We start from the raw sequence: 23,096 nt of genomic DNA, 5'->3' as shown, positions 1-23,096 counted from the left end.
AACGGCGCGACAGCACCATGATGGAGTTGACATGAAGGCACATAAAGGCGGTAAATTTCCCGACAAGCGGGAATATCTTTCCCCAATGAGCGAGTCTGCCGATGCTCCCCGTCGAATCGTTGAATGGCCTGGTGACCTTCGTCACCACGGCGCGCTCGGCCACCTTCACCGAAGCGGCCGATGCCCTGGGCATCTCGCGCTCGGCGGTCGGCAAGGCCATTGCCCGGCTGGAAGCGCGGCTGGGTGTGCGCCTGTTCCATCGCACCACGCGTCGCATCGCGCTGACCACCGATGGCGAGGCCTACTACGCCTCCTGCGCGGCGGCGCTGGATGAAATCGCGGCAGCCGAAGCCTGCCTGGGCTCGGCGGCACATCTGCCGAGCGGCCGCCTGCGCATCGACATGCCGTCCTCGTTCGGGCGGCTGGTGGTGCTGCCGGTGCTGCTGAAAATGTGCCAGCAGTATCCGGACCTGCAGTTGACGATGACCTTCACCGATCACTTCGTCGACCCACTTGAGGAAGGCATCGACCTGCTGATCCGCTTCGGCGGCCTGCATCACGCCGAGCACCTGGTCGCGCGCAAGCTGGCCAGCCAGCGGCTGGTGACCTGCGCCGCGCCGGCCTACCTGCAGGTTCATGGCACGCCACGGACCATTGACGATCTACATGCACACCGCAGCATCGTCGGCTACCGCCATGGACAGCCCGTGGCCTGGCGGATGGGAGACGCGGGCACCCAGGGGGTGTTCATTCCCAGCGGCACCTACCAGCTCAATGATGGCGATGCGGTGATCGAAGGCGCGCTGGCTGGCCTGGGCATCTGCCAGATGCCGGTATCGCTGGTGCGCCGGCATCTCGAGTCCGGCGCGCTGCAGTCGGTGCTCGATCACTGCATGCAGCACCACGTGGACATTCACGCGCTGTGGCCACAGACGCGGCACCTGCGGCCGAAGGTGCGTTACGTGGTGGAGGAGCTGAGCCGACTGGCCGCAGAGGGCGTCTTCGATTGAGGTACGGATCGGCTTCTGTATACTATCCCCCAGTATAGTTCCGAGGCCGGCCTGCCATGCCGCACTCCCCCGAAGAAAAAAAGAAGGTTCTCGCCCGCGTACGCCGCATCCGCGGCCAGTGCGATGCGCTGGACCGCGCGCTGGAAGCCGGCGCCGACTGCGGGCCGGTGCTGCAGCAGATCGCCGCCATCCGCGGGGCGGTCAACGGCCTGATGTCCGAAGTGATGGAAGCGCACCTGCGCGAGGAGTTCGGCCAGCCCGCTGCGTCCGATGAACAACGCGCCGAACGCGTGCGCGACATGAGCGCGTTGATCCGCTCGTACCTGAAATGAACGACGGCGCGACACAGCGCCGCGCATCCTGTTTTCCGCAAGCCTTTTTGGAGAGTGCCATCATGAAATCCCGTGCCGCCGTCGCCTTTGGTCCCGGCCAGCCGCTGCAGATCGTCGAGATCGACGTCGCCCCGCCGAAGCAGGGCGAAGTGCTGGTCAAGATCACCCACACCGGTGTCTGCCACACCGATGCGTTCACCCTGTCCGGCGATGATCCGGAAGGCCTGTTCCCGGTGGTGCTGGGCCATGAAGGTGCCGGCATCGTGGTGGAAGTGGGCGAGGGCGTGACCAGCGTGAAGCCGGGCGACCACGTGATTCCGCTGTACACCGCCGAGTGTGGTGAATGCCTGTTCTGCAAGAGCGGCAAGACCAACCTGTGCGTGTCGGTGCGTGCCACCCAGGGCAAGGGCGTGATGCCCGATGGCACCAGCCGATTCAGCTACAACGGCGAGCCGATCTACCACTACATGGGCTGCTCGACCTTCAGCGAATACACCGTCGTTGCCGAGGTATCGCTGGCGAAGATCAACCCGGATGCGAACCCGGAGCATGTCTGCCTGCTCGGCTGTGGCGTCACCACCGGCATAGGTGCAGTACACAACACCGCCAAGGTGCAGGAAGGCGACAGCGTGGCCGTGTTCGGCCTGGGCGGTATCGGCCTGGCCGTGATCCAGGGCGCGCGCCAAGCCAAGGCCGGCCGCATCATCGCGGTGGATACCAATCCGTCCAAGTTTGATCTGGCCCGCGAATTCGGCGCCACCGACTGCATCAACCCGAAGGATCATGACAAGCCGATCCAGCAGGTCATTGTTGAAATGACCACCTGGGGCGTGGACCACAGCTTCGAGTGCATCGGCAACGTCAACGTGATGCGTGCGGCGCTGGAATGCGCGCACCGCGGCTGGGGCCAGAGCGTGGTGATCGGCGTAGCCGGTTCGGGCCAGGAGATCTCCACCCGTCCGTTCCAGCTGGTCACCGGCCGCAAGTGGATGGGTACCGCGTTTGGCGGCGTGAAGGGTCGCAGCCAGCTGCCGGGCATGGTCGAAGACGCGATGAAGGGCGATATCGAGCTGGCGCCGTTCGTCACCCACACCATGGACCTGGACAAGATCAACGAAGCTTTCGACCTGATGCATGAAGGCAAGTCGATCCGTTCGGTGGTCCATTACTGAGGCGCGTCATGGGCTGGCTGGATGCCCTGCGCCGGCCGCGTGCGGAAGACCCGCGCGCGGCTCTGGTGGCCCCGATCGAGCAGGCGCTGCGCGCGCTGGGCTGGGTCGTGGGTGAAGTGGGGCTACCGCGTGCGGTGACCTCGGCCTTCGGCAGCGACGATGGCATGTCGTTCGAGCAGTGGCTGGGGCAGGTATTCCTGCCGCGTCTGCACGAGGCCCGCGCTGATGGCCAGTGGCCGCCGCGCAGCAACGTGGCAGCGGCGGCATATCGCAATCTTGATGGCCAGCCTGGCGTCGAGCCGTTGCTGCGCTTGCTGGCGCAGCTGGATGAACTGATCAACAAAGGCATCCACGCCGTGCGTGGATAAGCCGACCAAGGTCGGCATCTACCAGAAGCACGCGTGCGCTGACGCGCCGCGCAGGAGAACATCATGGAACGCATCGAACACCGCGCCTGTGCCGGCGGTTGGCAGGACGTCTATCGCCATCACTCCACCACGCTGGGCTGCGACATGCAGTTCGCCGTATACCTGCCGCCGCAGGCCGCCAGCCAGAAGCTGCCGGTGCTGTACTGGCTGAGCGGGCTGACCTGCACCGAGCAGAATTTCATCACCAAGGCTGGGGCTCAGCGCTACGCGGCCGAGCACGGCGTGATCATCGTCGCCCCGGACACCAGTCCGCGCGGCGATGACGTGGCCGATGCCGAGGGCTATGACCTCGGCAAGGGCGCGGGCTTCTATCTCAACGCCACCCGTGCGCCGTGGGCGAAGCACTACCGCATGCACGACTACGTCGCGCAGGAACTGCCGGCGCTGATCGAAGCGAACTTCCCGGCTACCGATGCGCGGGGCATCAGCGGCCATTCGATGGGCGGCCACGGTGCACTGGTGATCGCGCTGCGCAACCCGGGCCGTTACCGCAGCGTGTCGGCGTTCTCGCCGATCGTCGCGCCCAGTCACGTGCCGTGGGGACAGAAGGCGTTCACCGCCTACCTCGGTGACAACCCGGCCGATTGGTCGCAGTGGGATGCCTGCCAGCTTGTGGCCAACGCCGGAGAGCGCCTGCCGCTGCTGGTCGACCAGGGCGAGGGCGATGAGTTCCTGCACACCCAGCTGCAGCCGCAGCGCCTGCAGCAGGCCTGCCAAGCGGCCGGCCATCCGCTGAGCCTGCGCCTGCAGCCGGGCTACGACCACAGCTACTACTTCATCGCCAGCTTCATCGGCGAGCACATCGCCCACCACGCGCGCGCACTGAAGGCCTGACCCTGTAGCCGAGCCCACGCTCGGCTGCTCTGGCTTGTCCGTAGCGTCGAGCCGCCACACATGGCGTGGCGCTTATACGTCGTCGTCTTCTTCCGCCGCTTCACGGCCCTGCTGGCGGATCAGGGCTTCTTCGCGCGCATCGTTGATGGCGTGGCGCACGCTGTCGAGGTCGACGGTAGATTCATCGTGCACAAAGGTGCCGGTGAGCTCGCTGTCCGGCAGCAGGCTGCCAGCCTCGAACAGCGCCCACATTTCCTCGCCATACCAGCTGTCCAGCAGTTCAGGGGCGAAACGGCCCAAGTAGGCGGTGAGGTTGTTGACGTCCCGCAGCAGCATGCTGCGCGCGGCGTTGTTGCCGCCTGCACTGACCACCTGGGGGAAATCGATCACCACCGGGCCATCGGGACCGACCAGCACGTTGTACGGCGAGAGATCGCCATGGATCAGGCCGCAGCACAGCATGCGCACCACCTGCCGGACCAGGGTCTGGTGGAACTGGCGGGCCTGTTCGGGCTCCAGTTCCACTTCGCCCAGGCGGGCGGCGGAGAAACCGTCGGCATCGGTGACCAGCTCCATCACCAGCACGCCGTGGAAGTAGCCGTATGGCTCGGGCACGCGCACGCCGGCATCACGCAGCAGGTACAGCGAGTCCACCTCGGTGTTCTTCCAGGCCGTTTCCTGCTGCTTGCGGCCGTACTTGCTGGCCTTGCCCACCGCACGCGCCTCACGGCTGCCGCGCACCTTGCGGCCTTCCTGGTACTGCACGCGCTGCTGGAAGCTGCGCTGGGCCATGTCCTTGTAGACCTTCGCGCAGCGCACCTCGTTGCCGCTGCGTACCACGTACACGGCCGCTTCCTTGCCGCTCTTGAGCGGGCGTAGCACTTCATCGATCACGCCGTCGTCGATCAGCGCGCGCAGTCCTTCGGGGGTTTTCACGGGATATCTGGGGTGGCCGGCGCGGAGGCGCTCGCCAGGATGGGGAGGGATTTTCGCATTTTACAGGTCGCGGCTGTCGGGCGGCTTCCCGGCTGGCCCGCGAGCGTCGCCGGGCAACCATTTCGCGAGACGGCTGCCACTGTCGCGTATCCGTCTTTTCCAACGCGGATCACGCCGCTGTGGCGTGGCGGCGCGCTATCGTGCCGCCATACGGCCTTGCGCATGGGGGATGCATGCTGGTTGTGCTGGCGCTGATGTTCGTGATCTGCCATGGCGTGGTCGTGGCGTTCTGGCCGGGTACGGCCGGTGGGGGATCGTTCGTGTTCCTGACCGCGGCGCCTCTGCTGGCCGCCGCGGCCTGCCTGTGGCGTGGCCAGCGCGACCGCGCTGCACTGGGCTGGCGGGCCACTGCAATCGCGCTGCTGCTCTGGGCCGGTGGCATGGCCTTCAACATGGCCGACGCACTGGGGGCCGGACGGTCCGACATCACCCCGCGCGCCAGCCTGCTGTTGTATGTGCTGTACGGCGTGCCGCTGGTGTTCATCCTGGCCCGCGCCCGTCGCGAACGCCGGATGATCAGCCTGATCGACGGCGTGATGGCCGCGCTGCTGGGCGTGCTGTTCTTCGTGCATACCCAGTCCTTCGCCGACCGCATCGACATCGATGACCAGGCGATGGCCCACATGCAGCGCATGTTCGACATCCAGAACCTGTGCATCGCCGGCTTCGCGGTGGTGCGCTGGGTCGCCGGCGACGCGCCTGAACGGCGCAGCTTCTACCGCGCGCTGGCGCTGTACGCATTGTCATATCTGCTGCTGGCGTTCTACATCAATCACTACACCTCCGAACAGTCGTTCGGCGCCTACAACGATCTGTTGATCGACCTGCCGTTCCTGCTGTTGGCGGTACTGGCGCTGCGTCAGGCACCTGCGCCGGGCTTCGTGCTGCATCCCCGCCTGCTGCGATTGGTGCAGGCGGGTGGGCCGATCATCCTGCCCTTGCTGCTGCTGGTGGTCGGCACTCTGGTGGTGGATCACGCGCGGCCTTTGGCCGTGACTGGCTTCGTGGTGGCGACACTGGGCTTCGGCCTGCGCAGCACCCTGCTGCAGATCGACCTGCTGGAACGGCAGGCGGGTCTTGATCAGCTGGCGCGGCAGGATGGCCTGACCGGCGTCGCCAATCGCCGTCAGTTCGATACGCTGCTGCTGGCCGAATGGAACCGTGCGCGCCGCAGCGGCAGCGAAATGGCGTTGCTGCTGGTGGATATCGACCATTTCAAGGCATTCAACGACCAGCACGGTCATCCCGCCGGCGACCGCTGCCTGCAGGCGGTGGCTGCGGTGCTGCAGGCCACCGCCGGGCGCGCGGCCGACAGCGTGGCGCGCTATGGCGGTGAGGAGTTCGCGGTGATCGTGCCCGGCAGCCCGCTGTCGGGTGTGCTGGCACTGGCCGAGCGCCTGCGCGAGGCGGTGGAAGCATTGCCGCTGCCGGAAGGCCCGGTCAGCATCAGCGTGGGTGTGGGCTACCTGCATCCGCCGGCGCTGGCCAGCGCCGAACAGCTGCTGGCCGATGCCGATGCGGGCCTGTACGCGGCCAAGCGTGCAGGCCGTAACCGGGTGATCCTGCACGCGCACGTGCTGGACGACCACGGGGGCGCGCACGACACGCTGGACTGTTAGCACGCCTGGACTACCGCCGCGGCAGGAAGGTGCGCGGCCGATCAGCGTTGGCGCAGCCACCCGGCCGGATCCAGCAGGCGCAGGCCCACGGGTGACAGCGACCGTTGCCGCAATATCAACGGCGTGGCGTGCACCGCCGCCGCACAACATGCCAGTTGGCGACGCAGCGGCGCCAGCACATCGTCCTCGCGTGGGCGTGCGTGCCGCCATTGCGCAATGCGCAGCAGACAGACCAGCAGGTCCAGTTCGCTGGCGGAAATGAAGGGCGACCCGGCCGGCAGCAGTTCGATCGGTGCATGCGGCGTGGCCAGCAATGGCAGCAGTTCACGGAAGGCGTCGCAACCTTCGGCATCCAGGCCCAGGGCGGCCAGTTGCCGCAGGCCCTCGGCCTGCTGCGCAGGGTCGCCCAGTTGCCGCAGTGCAGCCAGCAGGACCTGTTCGCCGCGACTGAACTGACGGCCGAAGGCGCGATAACTCACGCGGGTGGGAAATACAGGGGAACGTGAGGCCATGCCGGGAGTACCTACGGATCGCGGGTTTCCACCAGCACCGGGCATGGCGCATGGTCGATGGTCCATTGCCCGACCGAGGGTTCGAATAGATGCTGCAGGCGTGACAGATGGCGGTGGCCGATGACGATCAGGTCGCACTGCAGGCGGCGCGCCTGCGCGCTGATCACTTCGCCCGGGTCGCCGGACGGTAGTTGTGCGATGGCGTCCACGCCGCGCTCGCGCAGCTCGGCCAGGGCGTCGGCCAGCACGGCTTCGGCATGTGCCTGCTGCCGGGCGGCGGCGGGATATTCGCGGCGGTCGGCATCAGTGGCATCCGCTGCCAGCGCGAATTCGGGATCGAGAACGCACAGCAGGTGCAGGCGGCTGCGAGGGCCGGCCATGGCGGCGGCCAGGTCCAGCACGCGGTCGTGCTGGGGGCCGCCATCAAGTGCGACCAGCAGGGTGTTGAACATGAAAAGCTCCTTTGCAGGGCGGTGATGGTCGCGCATGTCGTCGCGCGCACCCATGCCGTGCGCCGCAGTCAATGCGTGCGCAGGACGCAACTCTGGTTGGTTTGGATTGCAGTAGAGTCATCGCATTTACGGGAGACTGCCATGCCCCTGCCGGACCTGAACCTGTTGCTCGCACTGGATGTGCTGATCGACGAATGCAGCGTGGCCGCCGCCGCGCGGCGGATGAATCTCAGTGCGCCGGCGATGAGCCGTACCCTCGGCCGGGTGCGCGTGGCGCTGGGTGATCCGGTGCTGGTGCGCGCCGGCCGTGGCCTTGCCCCCACACCCCGCGCGCTGGAACTGCGTGAGCAGGTGCGCGATGTGATCGAGCAGGCACACCGCGTGTTCAATGCCGGCCGCGAGGTCGACATGGCCACCTTGGAACGCACGTTCAGCGTGCGCGCCAATGATGTGTTCATCGGCAGCTATGGCGGCCGCCTGCGTGAGGTGTTCCGCCAGCAGGCACCGCGTTGCATGCTGCGCTTCGTGCCCGAAGGCGATACCGATGACGATGCGATGGTGCAGGGGCGGATCGACCTGTACATCAGTACGGCGGGCAAGCACAGCCCGGAAACCAAGGTGCAGCACCTGTTCACCACCTCGCTGCTGGGCGCTGCACGCGAGGATCATCCGCTGTTCGACGGCGACATCAGTGCCGAGCGCTTCGCGGCCTGCGACCATATCGCCGTGTCCCGGCGCGGGCTGGCGCACGGCCCGATCGACGAGGAACTGGCCGTGCTGGGCCTGCAGCGGCGGGTGGCGGTGGTCATCCCCACCTTCCACGGTGCGATCTTCGCTGCTGCTGATTCAGACCTGGTCCTGCCGCAGATGCCGAGCGTGATGCTCGACCGCATCACCCACATGGGCCTGCCGCTGCGCATGTTCCCGCTGCCGGTGCCGGTACGCACCGTGGCACTGGTGCAGGCCTGGCACCCGCGCATGGACAACGACCCGGCGCACCAGTGGCTGCGGCGGGCGATCAAGGTGATGTGCGATTCGGTCGAGGCGGCCCGCCACTGATCGCCTGCAGGCGTGCGCCGGACGCACGCCTGCGATGCCGGACACGCCATTTTTCGCAGGCAACGGCCTTTCTAGACTGCGCTCCCGATAGTTTCACTGAGCGCAATCCAATGACTCCACATATGCCGTGCACTGCACGGATCGGCGGCCGGCAGTGAGCACGCCCGCCGCCGTGCTGCCGGCGTCGGCAGCGCCCCGGCCCGTCGCCGCACCCGGGCTCGACCGGCGCATCCTGGTAGGGCTGTGCGGTGTGCTGCTGGCGGTGCTGGTGTCGGGCTTCAACGAGAACGTCACCAAGGTCGCACTGGCCGACATCCGCGGGGCGATGGGTTTCAGCGTCGATGACGGCAGCTGGATCGTGGCGCTGTACAGCGCGATGTCGGTCAGCGCGATGGCATTCGCACCGTGGTGCGCGGCCACCTTCTCGCTGCGCCGCTTCGCGTTGGCGATGATCGGCGGGTTCATGGTGCTGGGCGTGCTGTGCCCGCTGGCACCCAACCTGCAGACCTTCCTGGTGCTGCGCGCGTTGCAGGGCCTGTGCGGTGGCGCGTTGCCGCCGCTGTTGATGAGCGTGGCGCTGCGCTTCCTGCCGCCGGGCATCAAGCTGTACGGCCTGGCCGCCTACGCACTGACTGCCACCTTCGGGCCGAGCATGGGCACCCCGCTGGCCGCGTTCTGGGTGGAGCAGGTGGGCTGGCACTGGGCGTTCTGGCAGATCGTGCCGTACTGCCTGGCAGCGATGGCGATGGTCGGCTGGGGGCTGCCACAGGATCCCCTGCGGCTGGAGCGCTTCGCACAGTTCGACGGCGTCGGCCTGATGCTCGGCCTGCCGGCGCTGGTGCTGCTGGTACTGGGCCTGGTGCAGGGCCCGCGCTTGAACTGGTTCGACTCGTCGTTGATTACCCTGATGCTGGGTGGCGGTGCGGGTCTGCTGGTGCTTTTCATGGTCAACGAGTGGTTCCATCCGTTGCCGTTCTTCAAGCTGCAGCTGCTGGCCAACCGCAACCTCAGCTATTCGCTGATCACTCTCGGTGGCGTGCTGTTCGTGCTGCTGGCGGTGATCTCCATTCCCTCCGGCTTCCTCGCCAGCGTGCAGGGCTATCGGCCGCAACAGACCGCGCCGATGCTGCTGTGGGTGGCGGTTCCGCAGGCAATCGCGCTGCCGTTGGTAGCCGCATTGCTGAATATCCGCGCGGTCGATTGCCGTTGGGTGCAGGCCACCGGCCTGGCGCTGCTGGCACTGGCCTGCTGGTTGGGCGCACATCTGGACGTGAGCTGGATCCGCGACAACTTCCTGTGGGTGCAGTTGCTGCAGGTGTTTGCCCAGCCGATGGCGGTACTGCCGCTGCTGATGCTGGCCACCGGTGGCCTTGCGCCACAGGACGGCCCCTTCGCCTCGGCGTGGTTCAACACGGTGAAGGGTTTTGCCGCAGTACTGGCCAGCGGCGTGCTTGAAGCGGTCGCGCAGGGACGCCGACATTTCCATTCCACCGTGCTGGTCGACCGCCTTGGCGAACAGCCGTTGCTGGCCGAGGGGCCGCAACTGGGCGCACGCCTGCATGCACAGGTGCAGGCATTGACCTCGGCCGATCTGTACCTGCTGGTCGCGTTGGTCGCGCTGGCCTTCATTCCCCTCATTGCCTGGATGCCCACCCGCATCCATCCGCCACGTGCCGTGGCCTGATTCCCTTCGCAGGAACCCCTCATGACAATCAATCGAACGTATCTCAACGCCGGCCTTGGCTTGGGCGTGCTGGTGCTGGCCGGCGCCGCATGGCTGCTGCTGCGCGATGGCCGCCACCAGACCACCAACAACGCCTATGTGGTCGCCGATTACACAGTGGTCGCACCGAAGATCGCCGGCTTCGTCAGCGCGGTGGACGTGCAGGACAACCAAGCGGTGAAAGCCGGTGACGTGCTGGCCCGCATCGATGACCGTGACTACCAGGTCGCGTTGCTGGCCGCCCGCGCCGACCTGGCCAATGCGCGTGCGCAGCTGGCCAACGCACAGGCGGCGCTGGCACAGCAGGGCTCGCTGATCGAACAGGCCAGGGCGAGTGTGGATGTCAGCCGCTCCGAGCTGACCCTGGCCAGCGCCGACCAGCAGCGTTACCGCGAGCTGGCGCGCGACGGCGCCGGTACCGTGCAGAACGCACAGCAGGCGCAGTCGAAGCAGGCTGTGGCCAGTGCGCATCTGCAACAGGGGCAGGCCGCATTGTCGACCGCACGCCAGCGCACCGACATCCTCACTGCCGGTGTGCAGGCCGCGCAGGCAGCGGTGCAGCGTGCCGAAGCCGCACAGGCACGCGCCGAACTGGATCTGTCGCACACCGAGCTGCGCGCACCGATCGACGGCATGGTCGGGCGCCGCGCAGTGCGCGTCGGTGCCTACCTGACCCCGGGCACGCCGGTGGCCGCAGTGGTGCCGCTGCAGCGCGCCTTCGTGGTCGCCAACTTCCAGGAAACGCAGATGACCCGCATGCAGCCGGGGCAGCAGGTTGAGCTGACGGTGGACGTGTTCCCCGGCACGCCGCTGCGTGGCCATATCGACAGCATCGCACCAGCCACCGGCGTGACGTTCGCCGCGATTGCACCGGAGAACGCCACCGGCAACTTCACCAAGGTAGTGCAGCGCATTCCGGTGAAGATCGTGCTGGAGCCGGAGCAGGCATTGCTGGGCCAACTGCGTGCCGGCATGTCGGTGGAAGCCAGCGTGGATCTGCAGAGTTCGCAGCGGGTACAGAGCGCGCAGCGCGAGCAGCGCCGCAAGGGCGGGGAGGGCGCATGAACCGCGTATTTCCACGCGTACTGGCTGCAGCGGCGGTGTGCACGGCGCTGACCGCCTGCACGCTGGGCCCGGACTTCGTGCGCCCGCAGGCCGAACTGCCCACGCGGTGGCAGGGCGAAGCAGTGGCGTCAGCTGCGCTGGATGACGACGCCCGCTGGTGGTCCGGTTTCGACGACCCGCTGCTGGGCCAGTTGGCGACGCGGGTGTTGCAGGCCAATCTCGACCTGCAGCTGGCCGCCAACCGCGTGCAGCAGAGCCGCGCCGCGCGTGGCGTCACCGCTGCCGACCGCCTGCCCAGCGCCAGCGCCACCGCCAGCGGCGTGCGTGCGCGCAACAGCGAGGTAGGCCTGAACGATCCGTCCGGCAATGGTGGTCGTGATGACTATGGGTTGTTCCAGGCCGGCATCGGCATGAGCTGGGAACTGGATCTGTGGGGCCGCGTACGCCGTCAGGTGGAAGCGGCCGACGCACGCGTGCAGATGGCCGAGGAAGATGCGCACGCGGTGCGTATCGCGCTGCTGGCGGAAACCGCGCGCGATTACCTGCAGTTGCGCGCAACACGCCAGCTGCTGGCCATCACCGAGGACAATCTCAGCATCGCCCACGACATCAAGCGGTTGACCGAAGCGCGCCAACGCCAGGGCGTGGCCAGCACGTTGCAGGTCTCCAGTGCGGCGGCGCAGGTGGCATCGTTGCAGGCGCGCATCGCGCCGTTGCGGCATCGAGAATCACAACTGCGCAATGCGCTGGCGTTCCTGCTGGCGCAGCCACCGCAGACGTTGGACGCGCAGTTGCAGAACGCGCGCCGCGACTGGCCAGCGCTGCCGACCGTGTCCGTGGGCATGCCCAGTGAGCTGGCCGAGCGTCGCCCCGATGTCCGCCGTGCCGAGGCCGCACTGCATGCAGCCACGGCGGGTATCGGCGTGGCCAAGGCCAGCTTCCTGCCGCGCATCACCTTGAATGGCGATGCCGGCTTCCAGGCCAGGCAGCTGGATGACCTGGATGGTTGGAACGCGCATCGCTTCAGCGTCGGGCCGTCGATCAGCCTGCCGATCTTCCAGGGCGGACGCCTGAAGGCCAACCTGGCGCTGAGCAGGCTGCAGCAGCAACAGTCGGCGCTGCAGTTCCGCCGTACCGTGCTGCAGGCCTGGCATGAAGTGGACGACGCCATCGACGGCTATGCCACCGAACAGCAACGCACCGCGCAGCTGCATGTGGCGGTGGATGAGAGCGAGACGGCGCTGGGCGCTGCGCGTCGGCAGTACCAGGCCGGCGTGGTCGACATGCTGGATGTATTGAACACGCAACGCATCGCGCTGGACAACCAGGCCGCGCTGGCCAACAGCCAGGCCACAGCCGCGATTGCGCGCGTGGAGCTGTATCGCGCGCTGGGCGGCGGTTGGTAGGGCGCAGGACGGGGAGTGCCGGCCGCTGGCCGGCAGCTGCAGGATGCATGGATTGCCGGCCAGCGGCCGGCACTACTCTGTTCGTCAGTCCGCGTCAGTCCGACGGTTTCTCGCGCTTGCGGAACAGCAGATAAGGCCAGATGCCGATCAACACCGCTGCGATGACCGTGCCGTAGACCAGTGCGAACACCGACTTGCCAGGCTCGGTCCAGACCATGCCCAGCAGAAGCAGGCCGAGCACGATGGTCGGTCCGCCCAGCAGGATCATTGCGAAGGTCTTTATCCGTCCACTGGTGGGCGCGTTGGCGAGCTTGCCGACCATGTCGGTACCACCGAAATGCACCTGCAGTGCATCGTTGGTGGAACGGGCGGGCTGCGGCTTTGCGGGTTCCGGCGGCGCCACCGGTTGCTGCAGGTCCATTTCCTTGGGCGCCGACGGCAGCAGGTCCGACAGGTTGGTCTGCTCGATGAGGGCTTTGAGCTTGGGGTCCATGTGCAATCCCTGCAGTCACCGTTGGCGGCGGCACGATAGCAGCAGATCCTGGTGCTCGGTAGTGCCGGCAACGAGGAGTCGGTAGATGCCAACCTTGGTTGGCATCTTTTTGGAAAGCGCCAACCAAGGTTGGCACCTACCAAAGCCGGGCAGGTAGCGCCGGGCCATGCCCGGTGAGCCGGTAGTTGCCAACCTTGGTTGGCAGCCTTTTGGAAAGCGCCAACCAAGGTTGGCACCTACCAAAGCCGGGCACCTCAACGCACGTCGCGCAGTTCCCAGTGGTGCCCGGCCAGCAGGCGCAGGCGCTGCTTGAACACGTCACTGTCGATGCGGGTGGTGGCCACCAGGTTGATGCGCAGATCCTTCTGCTCACCGGTCACGGTGGCCTCCGGATCGGTCACGCCCCACTGCGGTTCCACCGCATCCGGGTCCGGCTGCTTGTCGCGCCAGCGCTCGAACAGGCTGCCATTGCGCAGCGCGTTCTGCAGTTCTTCGGCGAAGCCGGCCGCGCCCTGCGAATGGAAAGACAGGTCCGGGTCGTTGCCGCGGGCCTTGGACGGTTCGGGCAGGCTGATGTGGTACTGCGCAGGCATGTTGATCTCCTTGAGGTGCAGCTAGGCTGGCATAAGCGCGGTGGAATCGATGTGCAGATTCCAATGCGTGGTTGGCCTTCATTCAAACCGATGCGGCCCATCGGCGAAGCCCACGGTGACCGCGCCCTTGCCGACGTTGACCATGCCGGTCAGGCTCATCACCGATTCGTACACGGTCACGCCATGGCCGGCGCAGACCTCCTTCATCTGCGCGTAGCCGGGCAGGGCGCGCAGTTCGTCCAGTTCGCCGCCGTAGCTGACGCACACGGTGGGCGTCATCAGTCCGGCGCGTACGCGCTGGCCGACCACGCCGAACAGCTTCAGCACGGCATTGTCGAAACCCTTGATCTTCGCCACCGGCCCGGTCTCGCCGCGATAGCCATGCAGCACCGGCTTGATGTCCAGCGCACTGCCCAGCGCCGCGCTGAGCAGGCCGACGCTGCGGTCGCCCTTGTGCCGGGCGCGGGCACGCATGTAGTACAGGTCGCGGGTGACCATGTAGCCGTGCACGTTGCCGGCCAGTTCTTCCAGGCGCTCGCGGATCTGCTGAACGCTGGCGTCGCTGGCACGCAGGCGCACCGCTTCCACCGCCGTCACTGCCTGTGCCGCGAACAGGTTCTGGGTGTCCAGCACGCGCAGCGCGAACGGCGAGTTGTAGCCTGCCGCCTGCCGCACCGGCTTGTAGTCGTTGAGGATGGCGAAGCTGGCCTGCAGCGCGTTGTCGTGGATCGGGCTGCGGGTCTTGGTGATGGTCATGCAGAACACGTGGTCGTAGTCGATCACCAGCCGCTGCAGGAACAGGTCGCGGATCTGGTTGACGCTGAAGGGGATGGTCTCCGCTTCGGCGCCGTGTTCGGCTACGTGCGCGTGCAGGAAGCTCAGCGTTGCCTGCTCGTCGCGGTGGTCGGCGAGCACGGCTTCGCCGATCCGCACGGTGATCGGCAACAGCACGATGTTGTGCTCGGCAATGAAGTCCTGCGGCAGGTCGCAGGCCGAGTCGACGACGATTCCGATGCGCATCCGCGGCTCCCCCTCCAGGGCGGTTGTAGGTTCGGAAATGTGAAAACTATCTCAAAACCGGATCGGGCGCGCGAGGGAAATGCGCCACTGCCTGTTCAGCGACTGCGCTGCACTGCCATCGGCAGGGCCACCGCCTGCTGCCAGTCCGGCCGATCCAGCAGGCCCGGGTCGTCCAGCACCGCCGCCATCAGCGGGTGGCTATCGTTGCCCCAGAACAGTTCGCCGCCGATGGCCAGGGTCGGCACGCCGAATACGCCGGCCTCGATTGCCGCGTCGGTGTTGCGTCGCAGCTGTTCCTTGATTGCCGGCTCGCCAATGGCCGCCTCCACATCGCTGATACCCAGCCGGGTGGCGGGTTCGCGCAGGGCCGGGGCGCTGTCGGCCGCGTGGCCGTCGCGCCAGATCCAGTCGAACAGCACATCCACCGCCTCGGTGCTGGCGCCCGCGGCCAGGCACAGGCGCAGGGCCGCCAGCGGGTTGAACGGATGCCCGGGCGGGAAGCGCAGAGGGGTGCCCTCTGCCTGCGCGGTCCACAGCAGCTGGCGGTACATGAAACGGCGCTTGGCCGGGATCTCCGCCGGGCCGAGGTTGCCCAGATGGTGCAGGACCGCACCGAAGGCGATCGGTACCGGTTGGATGTGCTCGAACTGCGGCAGCCGCTTCACCTTCTGCCAGTGCAGGTAGGAATAGGGCGAGACGAAGTCGAAATACCAGCGCAGGGTGGGCATCGGTGGCTCCTTGTAACGATCAGGGCTGCGCGTTGCGCTGCAGGTAGCGGTCGCGCAGTTCGGTCTGGCGCGAGCGCATCGGCATCGCACGGCCGCCCAGCCAGACCTGTTCGGCATAGTGCGCCACATCCAGCGGATCACCCTCCCACAGCACCAGGTCGGCACGCTTGCCCGGCTCGATGCTGCCGATCTGGTCGGCCACGCCCAGCACCTCGGCCGGTACCCGGGTCAGCCCGGCCAGGCCGTCGGCCCAAGGCAGGCCATTGGCCACCGCGTTGCCCGCAAGCTGGCGCATCTTTCGCGCATTGTGCGAGGCATCGTCGCGCTGGGCAAAGGCAACCGGCACGCCGGCGCGCTGCAACCGCGCGGCGTTTTCCAGGGTGGCGCCGATCTGGTCGAAGGTGGCCGGCAGGTTGCCCAGCGCGTCGACGAACACCGGCACCTTGGCCGCTGCCAGTTCCGGTGCCAGCTGCCAGGCCTCGGCACCGCCGGCGATGGCGATCTTCACTTTTTCGCGGGCTGCCCAGCGCAGCAGCTGGCGGATGTCGGCCGCGCGGTCCACCTCCACCACGATGCGGCCCTGGCCGGACAGGTAGCGGGCCAGCGTGCGGCGACCGGCTGGCGTCAGCAGCGCATGCGGCGAGTCGGCGGCGACCTGGCCACGTGCTTCATCGACCATCTGCTGTAGCAGCATCCACTGCGCCGCGCGCGATTGCCCGGTCAGTTCAGACGCCGCAGCACCCAGGCGCAGGAACAGGGCGCGCGGGCCGATCGGGTCGGCACTGCCATCGAAGCGCACCACGCCACCCTGGCCTGCAACGAAGCCACCGCCGGTGGCCGCGCCCAGCGCCGTGAAGCCGATGCCATCCAGGCGTGCTACCGGAATCAGCACCGACGCAGGGTTGTAGGCCAGGGTCACGTCGAATTCCGGACGCAGCGGCTGCTCACCGATCTTCAGCGCGCTGTCGACCGTGCTCGATTCGCCGGACACTTCCTCGATGCCGATCTCGGTGATGCCACCGAACAGGGCAGGGGTCAGCGTGCGGCCCTTGGCCTCGACCACCGGCACGCCGGCCGGTGCGGACAGGCCGCGACCCACCGCGCGGATGATGCCGCCCTGCACCAGCACGTCGGCGTCTTCCACGTTGCCGCGTGCGCTGGCGGTAGCGACCGTTGCACCGCGCACCAGCAGATCCTGCGCCTGTGCAGGCGGCGCGATGCAGGCCAGCGCCATTACGGCAGCGCCGAGCGTTGCGGCAGACTTCGCCATTGTCTTGAACATGCCCATCAGCGCAGCTCCTGCCCAAGTTGGAAATCCGACCGCGGCGTCGCCGGTGGCGTGCTGCGGTCGTAAACACGGCGGCCATCGACGAACACCTGTTCGGCCAGTGCATACGAACTGAAGGGGTTGCCGTTCCAGATCACCACGTCGGCCATCTTTCCGGCCTCCAGTGTGCCGGTCTGCGCTTCGATGCCCAGCGCCTTGGCGGCGTTGGCGGTCATCCAGGTGATGGCCCGTTCCGGCGCGATCTCCGGCATGTGCGCGCGGCGCGCGGCGGCCATCACCTTGGCCGCTTCCTGGTTCAGGCGCTGGATGCCTTCGGGCGAGTCGGAGTGGACGATGGCGCAGCTGTTCTTCGGCCGGTCGACCAGCGCGATGTTCTCGGCGATGCCATCGAAGGCTTCCATCTTGAAGCCCCACCAGTCGGCCCACAGTGCGCCGCACACGCCTTCGGCAGCCAACCGGTCGGCCAGTTTGTAGGCCTCCACGCCGTGGTGGAAGGCGGCCACCTTGAAGCCGAATTCCTTGGACAGGTCGAGCATGGTGGCCATTTCATCGGCGCGGTAGCAGTGGATGTGCACGCGGATATCGCCCTGGATCGCGCCTGCAAGGGTGTCCAGCTTGAGGTCGCGCTTGCCGCCGGCGTCACCGGCGCTGTCGCCCTTGTCGCTGCCGAACCAGCCCTTTCGCTTGGCCGGCTTCGGCGTGCTCTTGGCGATGTAGTCGGCCGCGTCGATGAAGGCTGCGCGGTAACCGGCCACGTTGCCCATCCGGGTGGCAGGCGCCACGCCCTTGCCGCCACCGTAGACGCGCTTGGGGTTCTCGCCGCAGGCCATTTTCAGGCCCCACGGCGCACCGGGGAACTTCATCGCCTGGTAGGTGGTGGCAGGCACGTTCTTCAACGTCACGCCGCGGCCACCAACGAGGTTGGCCGAGCCGGGCAGCACCTGCATGCTGGTCACCCCGCCGGCCAGTGCGGCCTGGAAACCGGGGTCCTGCGGCCATACCGAATGCTCGGCCCAGACATTGGCGGTGACCGGCGCGGTCATCTCGTTGCCGTCGCTGTGCGCGCTTACGCCGGGGCTGGGATAGACGCCCAGGTGCGAATGCACGTCGATCAGGCCCGGGGTCACCCATTTGCCGTCGGCGTTGATGCGGGTGACGCTGGCGTCGACCTGCAGCGCATCGCCGACGGCGACGATGCGACCATCGCGCAGCAACACATCGGCGTTGTCCAGGCGCTGGCCGGTGCCGGTCAGCACGGTGGCGTTCTGGATCAGCAACGGCCCATCGGGATGCGCCTGGTAGGTGCTCGGGTAGGGATCGGCTACGAAGCGCGAAGCGCCCACGGCCGGCGCCGTGCTCAGCGATACCAGCGCCAGACCCAACCCGGCGCGCAACAACGTCGATGTCATGCAGATCCCCTTGGCAGCGTGTTCAACCCACCGACGCTAGCCGGGGACCGGCCTGCTTGCCAAGTGTCCTTTTTCACGGGGCGTCATCTGCCATCTCGACGGCAACGTCCGCCTCCCGGAAAATGGTGCTCCCCACGCCGCACCGGACCGCCCATGAAGAGCAAGCAGGACATCGTCGACAACTGGCTGCCGCGCTATACCGGCGTGCCCCTGGACCAGTTCGGCCAGCACATCCTGCTGACCAACTTCGGGGGCTACCTGCATACGTTCTCCGCGCTGACCGGTGCGCCGGTGATCGGCCTGGACCGGCCCATGGCCAGTGCCACCATCGACGGCATCACCATGATCAACTTCGGCATGGGCAGCCCCAATGCCGCGATCATCATGGATCTGCTGTCGGCGGTGATGCCCAAGGCCGTGCTGTTCCTGGGCAAGTGCGGGGGGCTGAAGCGCAAGAACGAGTTGGGCGACCTGGTGCTGCCGATCGCGGCCATCCGCGGCGAAGGCACCTCGGGCGATTACTTGCCGCCGGAAGTGCCGGCCTTGCCCGCCTTTGCCCTGCAGCGTGCGGTCTCCACCATGATCCGCGACCTTGGCCACGATTACTGGACCGGCACCGTCTACACCACCAACCGCCGGGTCTGGGAGCACGACGAGGCCTTCAAGGAGCGGTTGCGGGCGATGCGCTGCATGGCCATCGACATGGAAACCGCGACGATCTTCGCCGCCGGCTTCGCCAACCACATTCCCAGTGGCGCCCTGCTGCTGGTTTCAGACCAGCCGATGATCCCGGACGGGGTGAAAACCGAGGCTTCCGACGCCAAGGTCAGCTCGCAGTTCGTGGAAAACCATATCCAGATCGGCATCGAGGCGCTTAAGCTTATCCGGCGCAACGGCAAGTCGGTCCGCCATCTGCGCTTCGACGAATGATGATGATGGCCTGGCGCGGTGCGCCGGCCCTGGGAGTAGGTGATGGACGTTGCCGCGCAAGTGGTGGAATTCTGGAAAGACGCGGGCCCTGAAAAGTGGTTCGCCCGCGATGATGCGTTCGACGCACGGTTCCGTACGCTGTTCGCGGACGAACACCATGCCGCCGCATCGCGCGCGCGCGAGCACTGGCTGGGCAGCGCCGAGGGTGCGCTGGCGCTGATGCTGCTGCTGGACCAGTTCCCGCGCAACTGCTTCCGCGGCACGGCCCATTCCTATGCGACCGATGGCCTGGCACGGCACTACGCCATGCGCGCGATCGAAGAGGGGCTGGACCTGCAGCTGGTTCCCAAGCTGCGCGCCTTCATCTATCTGCCGTTCGAGCACTCCGAAGATCCGCTGGATCAGGACCGCTCGGTGGCGATGTTCGACGTGCTGGGCGACAAGGAATACCTGCAATACGCCGAACTGCACCGCGACATCATCCGCCGCTTCGGCCGGTTCCCGCATCGCAATGCGGTGCTCGGCCGCATGCCGTCGCCGGAAGAACTGGACTACCTGGCCGAAGGCGGGTTTGCCGGGTAGGAAACAAAAAACGCCGGCTTTCGCCGGCGTTTTTCCTGTGTATCAACTGCAGCCGATCAGTACTTCGGCACGCCGTTGTCCACTTCGTCCGACCAGGCATCGATGCCGCCGGTGACGTTGAACACCTTGCTGAAGCCCAGCGTACGGAACTGCTCCGCTGCCTGTGCGCTGCGGCCACCGTGGTGGCACAGGAAGGCCAGGGCGGTGTCCTTCGGCAGGGCTTCCAGCTCGGCGCGGCCGTTGCCATCGAAGCTCTTGAACGGCACGCCGACTGCGGCGATGGCACGTTCTTCGGCCGGGCGCACGTCCACCAGCATCACGTTGCCGGCACGCACCAGGTCGTCGGCATCGCGCACGCTGATTTCCTGCACCGGCTTGGGCGCGTTCGGGTTGTCGATCGCCAGGCCCTTGCCACGGATGTCGTCGACCCAGTCGATGGTGATGCCGTCGGCGCGACGGGCGCTGGCCAGGTCGAACTGCACGCGCAGGCCGTTGGACTCGGCGGCGATCGCGCCTTCGTCGTACGGAGCCAGCTGGAAATTCGGCTGGAAGCGGGCATCGATGCCCAGCTGCAGCGACGCACCCGGCGAATCGGCCAGCGCGCCCTTCAGCATTTCCACTGCGGCCGGGGTGACGGTGATGCGCGGCGGGGTGCGGTCCGGTGCGGCCAGGCCCAGCACGCTGCTCAGCTCACCGCTGGCGGCCATCTGCAGCACGATGTCGCTGCCGCCGACCAGTTCGCCGTCGATGTACAGCTGCGGGATGGTCGGCCAGTCGCCATAGGCCTTGATGCCTTCGCGGATCTCCGCGTCGGCCAGCACGTTGACGTGGGCGAACTCCACGCCCAGGTCCTGCAGGGCACCCACGGCCTTGGCCGAGAAACCGCACTGCGGCATCGAAGGCTGGCCCTTCATGAACAGCACGACGCGGTCGTCGTTGAGGATGGTTTCGATGCGCGAACGCAGGGCGGGATCGAGGGACATGGCAGTCATGGGTCCGAAAAATTCGAATCATCAATTCTACCCCCCATGGCATCATGGGGAATGACCAGCGCAGGAACATTGCATCGCATCCCGACCCGGCCATGGCGCTGGGTACCCTGGCTGGTGCTGTCGCAGCTGGCTGTGATCCTGACCTGGGTGTTGGCCGGCTGGCACTGGGGCCTTGCGCTGATGGTGGCAAGCCACGCGTTGTTCATGGTGCCGGTGTTCCTGCCCAACAGCCGCTTCTACGCGCCGGTGCTGAGCCGGTTGCCCGATGCCGGCAACTGCGTGTGGCTGACCATCGACGACGGCCCCAGTGAGCAGACCCCAGCGGTGCTGGATCTGCTGGACCGGCACCAGGCACGTGCGACCTTCTTCCTGGTCGGCGAGCGCGCATTGGCGCATCCGGCCCTGGTGGAGGAGATCCTGCGTCGCGGACACGACCTCGGCAACCACAGCCACAGCCACCCGCAGGCGCGCTTCTGGCGGCTGGGTCCGGGCACGATGGCGGCGGAGATCGAGGGTTGCCAGCAGGCGCTGCAGGCGGTCAGCGGGCGACCGGTACGCTGGTACCGCTCGGTGGTGGGCATGACCAACCCGTTCGTGGCACCGGTACTGCGCAAGCTGGGCCTGGTGCGCGTGGGCTGGAGCGCCCGCGGCTACGACGGCGTCGGCTGCACACCGGACGGCGTGCTGGCGCGTCTGCTGCCCGACCTGCGCCCGGGCGCGATCGTGCTGTTGCATGAAGGTGCCGCCCACGGCCACAACCTGGCCATCATCGAACGCGTGCTGCAGGCGCTGGACGAGCGCGGCCTGAAGGCCGAACTGCCGGCCGGCTGACACGTTTGCGGTAGCGCCGGGCCACGCCCGGCGAGCGCGCAGCGCGGCAAGAGCGAAGCGACCCGCGTTTGCTCTTCGCTTTTCTCCCTTGTCTTCCGTGGTGGACGCACCCGTAAACCGTCCGTGGCCGGGTGGGTGGGCTGCACAGGGGCGTGAGCCGCATGGATGCGGCGACCGAGCTTACATGGACGTACTTGCAGCGCCCCCTGTGCAGTCCACCCACCCGGCCATCTCACGATCACTCTGGCCGCCCACCACGAGGGGCTCAGCCGTTGGCCGCAGCTCCCGCGCGCTCAGCCACCAACAGCCAGCTGTTGAACGGCGTTCGCCCGTGCAACGGCCGCAGTTCGCCCACCTGCAGCCCCGCCTCGGCCAGCGTGGCCTGCAGCCGCTGCGGATCCGGGTAGTGACGCGGTCGCGTGCCCATCCAGCCGACCAGCCACGCCAGCCGATCAGCCACCCGCGTGGTGCGGTCGCGGCGGTCGCCGGTCGCCAGCGGCGTACGCAGCAGCAGGCGGCCACCGGGCGCGACCCGCGCGCTCACCGCGCGCAGCAGTTCCAGTTGCGGCATTTCGTCCAGGTACTGCAGCACATCCAGCAGCAACACATGCCCTGCATGCGCCGGCAAGGGTGCCTGCACATCCAGGCAGTCGAAACGTGCATCGGCCAGGCCGGTGCCGGCGCGCTGCGCACGCGCGATCTTGTCGCTGTCCACGTCAATCCCGAGGTAGACCTGCTGGCGGCCACGCTGGCGCAGTACGTGCGCGAACAGGCCCAGCCCACAGCCCAGGTCGAGCACCGGCTGGCCGTCGTCCGGCAGGTGCTGCAGTACGCCGTCATACAGCGGGTCGCTGCCCAGCTTGCCGCGGGTGTAGTAGTAATCGCGGCGGCTGCCCCAGGCCTGCATCGGCCTGAAGGACTCGGCGATCAGCCGCGCCTGCCCGGCATCAAGCGGCGAACAGGGCAGGGGCGTGCCGTTCCGTGGCGTGCCGTCCATCGTGTCAGTCCGTTCTGCCCAGCAGGTGCGTGGCCACCGGCAGCGCACGCGCGCTCCACAGCGCATACATCCGTGCGGACGGGTGCAGGCCATCCTCGGCGATCATCGCCGGGTCAGCGCCGTTGTCGCGGCTGATATCGGTGATGTCGACGAAGGCAACGCCCTGCTGGGTGCTGATCACCTCGGCGGCAGCATTGAACTCGTCGGTCTCCAGTTCGACGCGGGCCAGGTCGCGACCGCTGCCTGCACCGTACGGCGTGGTGCCCCAGTCCGGGAAGGACAGCACCAGCACGTGGTCCGCGCGGCCACCGGCAAAGCCGATCGCGCGTTGCAGCAGGGCTTGGAACTGCACCTGGTACTCGCCCAGCGGGCGCCCGCGGTACTGGTTGTTGACGCCGATCAACAGGCTGACGAAGTCGAACGGGCCTTGCGGCGCCACTTCGTCGATGCCGGCGTCGAGCTCGTCGGTAGTCCAACCCGTGGTGGCGATCGTCTGCGGGTCGGTCAGATCAATGCCCTGCGCACGCAGGGCGGCGGCGAGCTGATGCGGCCAGCGGCCTTCGACCGCGACCGCTTCACCGATGGTGTAGGAATCGCCCAGGGCCAGATACGACAAGCCCATCGC

At 67.3% G+C, this 23,096-nt stretch carries 25 protein-coding genes; 13 read left to right on the top strand and 12 right to left on the bottom strand.

Going from position 1 to position 23,096, the window contains the following annotated elements; translation table 11 throughout:
- The first annotated feature begins 101 nt into the window (after nucleotides 1–101).
- The 5 genes from CR156_RS15960 (at nucleotide 102) to fghA (ending at nucleotide 3,776) form a co-directional block, all read left to right on the top strand.
- Nucleotides 102–1,010: a LysR family transcriptional regulator gene (locus tag CR156_RS15960; protein ID WP_100553534.1), complete on the top strand. Its 909-nt coding sequence runs from the start codon at nucleotides 102–104 to the stop codon at nucleotides 1,008–1,010.
- A gap of 56 nt (nucleotides 1,011–1,066) precedes the next feature.
- Complete coding sequence (gene frmR / locus CR156_RS15955; RefSeq protein ID WP_005411009.1) at nucleotides 1,067–1,342, top strand: formaldehyde-responsive transcriptional repressor FrmR; 276 nt, start codon at nucleotides 1,067–1,069, stop codon at nucleotides 1,340–1,342.
- Nucleotides 1,343–1,404: 62 nt separating this feature from the next.
- Nucleotides 1,405–2,514 (top strand): S-(hydroxymethyl)glutathione dehydrogenase/class III alcohol dehydrogenase, encoded by a 1,110-nt coding sequence (locus tag CR156_RS15950; RefSeq protein ID WP_100554206.1) that lies wholly within the window; start codon nucleotides 1,405–1,407, stop codon nucleotides 2,512–2,514.
- Between the two features lie 8 nt (nucleotides 2,515–2,522).
- Nucleotides 2,523–2,882 (top strand): YqcC family protein, encoded by a 360-nt coding sequence (locus CR156_RS15945; RefSeq protein WP_100553533.1) that lies wholly within the window; start codon nucleotides 2,523–2,525, stop codon nucleotides 2,880–2,882.
- A 63-nt stretch (nucleotides 2,883–2,945) separates the two neighbouring features.
- Nucleotides 2,946–3,776 carry an S-formylglutathione hydrolase gene (fghA, locus tag CR156_RS15940; protein ID WP_100553532.1) on the top strand — a complete coding sequence of 277 codons (831 nt, stop codon included), beginning with the start codon at nucleotides 2,946–2,948 and terminating at the stop codon, nucleotides 3,774–3,776.
- Nucleotides 3,777–3,848: 72 nt separating this feature from the next.
- On the opposite strand, the gene CR156_RS15935 is transcribed toward fghA, so the two are convergent.
- A complete protein-coding gene (locus tag CR156_RS15935; RefSeq protein ID WP_099820969.1) occupies nucleotides 3,849–4,712 on the bottom strand; it encodes a PA4780 family RIO1-like protein kinase in 864 nt (287 codons plus the stop codon).
- A gap of 233 nt (nucleotides 4,713–4,945) precedes the next feature.
- On the opposite strand from CR156_RS15935, the gene CR156_RS15930 reads away from it, so the two are divergent.
- Entirely contained in the window at nucleotides 4,946–6,391 is a 1,446-nt protein-coding gene (locus CR156_RS15930; RefSeq protein WP_100553531.1) for a GGDEF domain-containing protein, read from the top strand.
- 41 nt (nucleotides 6,392–6,432) lie between these two features.
- Here the strand turns inward: CR156_RS15930 and CR156_RS15925 are convergent, their stop codons facing one another.
- Together CR156_RS15925 and CR156_RS15920 are read right to left on the bottom strand one after the other, a co-directional pair.
- Entirely contained in the window at nucleotides 6,433–6,903 is a 471-nt protein-coding gene (locus CR156_RS15925) for a hypothetical protein (RefSeq protein ID WP_100553530.1), read from the bottom strand.
- Between the two features lie 11 nt (nucleotides 6,904–6,914).
- Entirely contained in the window at nucleotides 6,915–7,355 is a 441-nt protein-coding gene (locus CR156_RS15920; RefSeq protein WP_100554205.1) for a universal stress protein, read from the bottom strand.
- Nucleotides 7,356–7,496: 141 nt separating this feature from the next.
- Between CR156_RS15920 and CR156_RS15915 the strand changes: the two genes are divergently transcribed.
- The 4 genes from CR156_RS15915 (at nucleotide 7,497) to CR156_RS15900 (ending at nucleotide 12,608) form a co-directional block, all read left to right on the top strand.
- Nucleotides 7,497–8,414 carry a LysR family transcriptional regulator gene (locus tag CR156_RS15915; RefSeq protein ID WP_100462647.1) on the top strand — a complete coding sequence of 306 codons (918 nt, stop codon included), beginning with the start codon at nucleotides 7,497–7,499 and terminating at the stop codon, nucleotides 8,412–8,414.
- A gap of 154 nt (nucleotides 8,415–8,568) precedes the next feature.
- A complete protein-coding gene (locus CR156_RS15910; protein ID WP_100553529.1) occupies nucleotides 8,569–10,098 on the top strand; it encodes an MFS transporter in 1,530 nt (509 codons plus the stop codon).
- A gap of 21 nt (nucleotides 10,099–10,119) precedes the next feature.
- Nucleotides 10,120–11,202 carry an HlyD family secretion protein gene (locus CR156_RS15905; RefSeq protein WP_100553528.1) on the top strand — a complete coding sequence of 361 codons (1,083 nt, stop codon included), beginning with the start codon at nucleotides 10,120–10,122 and terminating at the stop codon, nucleotides 11,200–11,202.
- Entirely contained in the window at nucleotides 11,199–12,608 is a 1,410-nt protein-coding gene (locus CR156_RS15900; protein ID WP_100553527.1) for an efflux transporter outer membrane subunit, read from the top strand. Before CR156_RS15905 ends, CR156_RS15900 begins: the two co-directional genes overlap by 4 nt.
- 94 nt (nucleotides 12,609–12,702) lie before the next feature.
- Here CR156_RS15900 and CR156_RS15895 read toward each other — a convergent pair whose 3' ends face one another.
- The 6 genes from CR156_RS15895 to CR156_RS15870 form a co-directional block, all read right to left on the bottom strand.
- Nucleotides 12,703–13,101 (bottom strand): hypothetical protein, encoded by a 399-nt coding sequence (locus CR156_RS15895; protein WP_100553526.1) that lies wholly within the window; start codon nucleotides 13,099–13,101, stop codon nucleotides 12,703–12,705.
- 254 nt (nucleotides 13,102–13,355) lie between these two features.
- Nucleotides 13,356–13,694, bottom strand: coding sequence for a hypothetical protein (locus CR156_RS15890; protein ID WP_100553525.1), 339 nt, complete (start codon nucleotides 13,692–13,694; stop codon nucleotides 13,356–13,358).
- Nucleotides 13,695–13,772: 78 nt separating this feature from the next.
- A complete protein-coding gene (locus CR156_RS15885) occupies nucleotides 13,773–14,714 on the bottom strand; it encodes a DegV family protein (protein ID WP_049464775.1) in 942 nt (313 codons plus the stop codon).
- A 95-nt stretch (nucleotides 14,715–14,809) separates the two neighbouring features.
- The gene (locus tag CR156_RS15880) at nucleotides 14,810–15,442 is read right to left on the bottom strand and encodes a 2-hydroxychromene-2-carboxylate isomerase (protein ID WP_100553524.1); all 633 of its coding nucleotides are present in this window, start codon (nucleotides 15,440–15,442) and stop codon (nucleotides 14,810–14,812) included.
- Between the two features lie 19 nt (nucleotides 15,443–15,461).
- Entirely contained in the window at nucleotides 15,462–16,712 is a 1,251-nt protein-coding gene (locus CR156_RS15875; RefSeq protein WP_165781024.1) for an amidohydrolase family protein, read from the bottom strand.
- 17 nt (nucleotides 16,713–16,729) lie between these two features.
- The gene (locus CR156_RS15870; RefSeq protein ID WP_100553522.1) at nucleotides 16,730–18,139 is read right to left on the bottom strand and encodes an amidohydrolase; all 1,410 of its coding nucleotides are present in this window, start codon (nucleotides 18,137–18,139) and stop codon (nucleotides 16,730–16,732) included.
- 153 nt (nucleotides 18,140–18,292) lie between these two features.
- On the opposite strand from CR156_RS15870, the gene CR156_RS15865 reads away from it, so the two are divergent.
- On the top strand, nucleotides 18,293–19,069 hold the full coding sequence (locus tag CR156_RS15865; protein WP_025874105.1) for an AMP nucleosidase: 777 nt from the start codon (nucleotides 18,293–18,295) through the stop codon (nucleotides 19,067–19,069).
- A 42-nt stretch (nucleotides 19,070–19,111) separates the two neighbouring features.
- Nucleotides 19,112–19,651, top strand: a complete 540-nt coding sequence (locus CR156_RS15860) for a DUF924 family protein (RefSeq protein ID WP_089236798.1) — start codon at nucleotides 19,112–19,114, stop codon at nucleotides 19,649–19,651.
- A 56-nt stretch (nucleotides 19,652–19,707) separates the two neighbouring features.
- Here CR156_RS15860 and grxD read toward each other — a convergent pair whose 3' ends face one another.
- A complete protein-coding gene (gene grxD / locus CR156_RS15855; protein ID WP_100554204.1) occupies nucleotides 19,708–20,634 on the bottom strand; it encodes a Grx4 family monothiol glutaredoxin in 927 nt (308 codons plus the stop codon).
- A 60-nt stretch (nucleotides 20,635–20,694) separates the two neighbouring features.
- On the opposite strand from grxD, the gene CR156_RS15850 reads away from it, so the two are divergent.
- Entirely contained in the window at nucleotides 20,695–21,474 is a 780-nt protein-coding gene (locus CR156_RS15850; RefSeq protein WP_100553521.1) for a polysaccharide deacetylase family protein, read from the top strand.
- A 265-nt stretch (nucleotides 21,475–21,739) separates the two neighbouring features.
- On the opposite strand, the gene CR156_RS15845 is transcribed toward CR156_RS15850, so the two are convergent.
- Together CR156_RS15845 and CR156_RS15840 are read right to left on the bottom strand one after the other, a co-directional pair.
- Complete coding sequence (locus CR156_RS15845; protein WP_100553520.1) at nucleotides 21,740–22,471, bottom strand: class I SAM-dependent methyltransferase; 732 nt, start codon at nucleotides 22,469–22,471, stop codon at nucleotides 21,740–21,742.
- 4 nt (nucleotides 22,472–22,475) lie between these two features.
- Entirely contained in the window at nucleotides 22,476–23,093 is a 618-nt protein-coding gene (locus tag CR156_RS15840) for an SGNH/GDSL hydrolase family protein (RefSeq protein ID WP_100553519.1), read from the bottom strand.
- Nucleotides 23,094–23,096 lie beyond the last annotated feature (3 nt).

The organism is Stenotrophomonas lactitubi, assembly GCF_002803515.1.
GTDB lineage: Bacteria > Pseudomonadota > Gammaproteobacteria > Xanthomonadales > Xanthomonadaceae > Stenotrophomonas > Stenotrophomonas lactitubi.
Note: the sequence above shows the minus strand (reverse complement) of the source record. Positions and strands in the feature narration are given on the sequence as shown.

What these genes read in the sequence shown, in the direction of transcription:
- CR156_RS15860 (WP_089236798.1), top strand. Translation starts at nt 19,112, where the DNA reads ATGGACGTTGCCGCGCAAGTGGTGGAATTCTGGAAAGACGCGGGCCCT.
- CR156_RS15895 (WP_100553526.1), bottom strand. Translation starts at nt 13,101, where the DNA reads ATGGACCCCAAGCTCAAAGCCCTCATCGAGCAGACCAACCTGTCGGAC.
- CR156_RS15840 (WP_100553519.1), bottom strand. Translation starts at nt 23,093, where the DNA reads ATGGGCTTGTCGTATCTGGCCCTGGGCGATTCCTACACCATCGGTGAA.
- CR156_RS15920 (WP_100554205.1), bottom strand. Translation starts at nt 7,355, where the DNA reads ATGTTCAACACCCTGCTGGTCGCACTTGATGGCGGCCCCCAGCACGAC.
- CR156_RS15900 (WP_100553527.1), top strand. Translation starts at nt 11,199, where the DNA reads ATGAACCGCGTATTTCCACGCGTACTGGCTGCAGCGGCGGTGTGCACG.
- CR156_RS15945 (WP_100553533.1), top strand. Translation starts at nt 2,523, where the DNA reads ATGGGCTGGCTGGATGCCCTGCGCCGGCCGCGTGCGGAAGACCCGCGC.
- grxD (WP_100554204.1), bottom strand. Translation starts at nt 20,634, where the DNA reads ATGTCCCTCGATCCCGCCCTGCGTTCGCGCATCGAAACCATCCTCAAC.
- CR156_RS15865 (WP_025874105.1), top strand. Translation starts at nt 18,293, where the DNA reads ATGAAGAGCAAGCAGGACATCGTCGACAACTGGCTGCCGCGCTATACC.
- CR156_RS15930 (WP_100553531.1), top strand. Translation starts at nt 4,946, where the DNA reads ATGCTGGTTGTGCTGGCGCTGATGTTCGTGATCTGCCATGGCGTGGTC.
- CR156_RS15845 (WP_100553520.1), bottom strand. Translation starts at nt 22,471, where the DNA reads ATGGACGGCACGCCACGGAACGGCACGCCCCTGCCCTGTTCGCCGCTT.
- fghA (WP_100553532.1), top strand. Translation starts at nt 2,946, where the DNA reads ATGGAACGCATCGAACACCGCGCCTGTGCCGGCGGTTGGCAGGACGTC.
- CR156_RS15960 (WP_100553534.1), top strand. Translation starts at nt 102, where the DNA reads ATGCTCCCCGTCGAATCGTTGAATGGCCTGGTGACCTTCGTCACCACG.
- CR156_RS15885 (WP_049464775.1), bottom strand. Translation starts at nt 14,714, where the DNA reads ATGCGCATCGGAATCGTCGTCGACTCGGCCTGCGACCTGCCGCAGGAC.
- CR156_RS15875 (WP_165781024.1), bottom strand. Translation starts at nt 16,712, where the DNA reads ATGGCGAAGTCTGCCGCAACGCTCGGCGCTGCCGTAATGGCGCTGGCC.
- CR156_RS15950 (WP_100554206.1), top strand. Translation starts at nt 1,405, where the DNA reads ATGAAATCCCGTGCCGCCGTCGCCTTTGGTCCCGGCCAGCCGCTGCAG.
- CR156_RS15905 (WP_100553528.1), top strand. Translation starts at nt 10,120, where the DNA reads ATGACAATCAATCGAACGTATCTCAACGCCGGCCTTGGCTTGGGCGTG.
- frmR (WP_005411009.1), top strand. Translation starts at nt 1,067, where the DNA reads ATGCCGCACTCCCCCGAAGAAAAAAAGAAGGTTCTCGCCCGCGTACGC.
- CR156_RS15890 (WP_100553525.1), bottom strand. Translation starts at nt 13,694, where the DNA reads ATGCCTGCGCAGTACCACATCAGCCTGCCCGAACCGTCCAAGGCCCGC.
- CR156_RS15880 (WP_100553524.1), bottom strand. Translation starts at nt 15,442, where the DNA reads ATGCCCACCCTGCGCTGGTATTTCGACTTCGTCTCGCCCTATTCCTAC.
- CR156_RS15925 (WP_100553530.1), bottom strand. Translation starts at nt 6,903, where the DNA reads ATGGCCTCACGTTCCCCTGTATTTCCCACCCGCGTGAGTTATCGCGCC.
- CR156_RS15915 (WP_100462647.1), top strand. Translation starts at nt 7,497, where the DNA reads ATGCCCCTGCCGGACCTGAACCTGTTGCTCGCACTGGATGTGCTGATC.
- CR156_RS15870 (WP_100553522.1), bottom strand. Translation starts at nt 18,139, where the DNA reads ATGACATCGACGTTGTTGCGCGCCGGGTTGGGTCTGGCGCTGGTATCG.
- CR156_RS15850 (WP_100553521.1), top strand. Translation starts at nt 20,695, where the DNA reads ATGACCAGCGCAGGAACATTGCATCGCATCCCGACCCGGCCATGGCGC.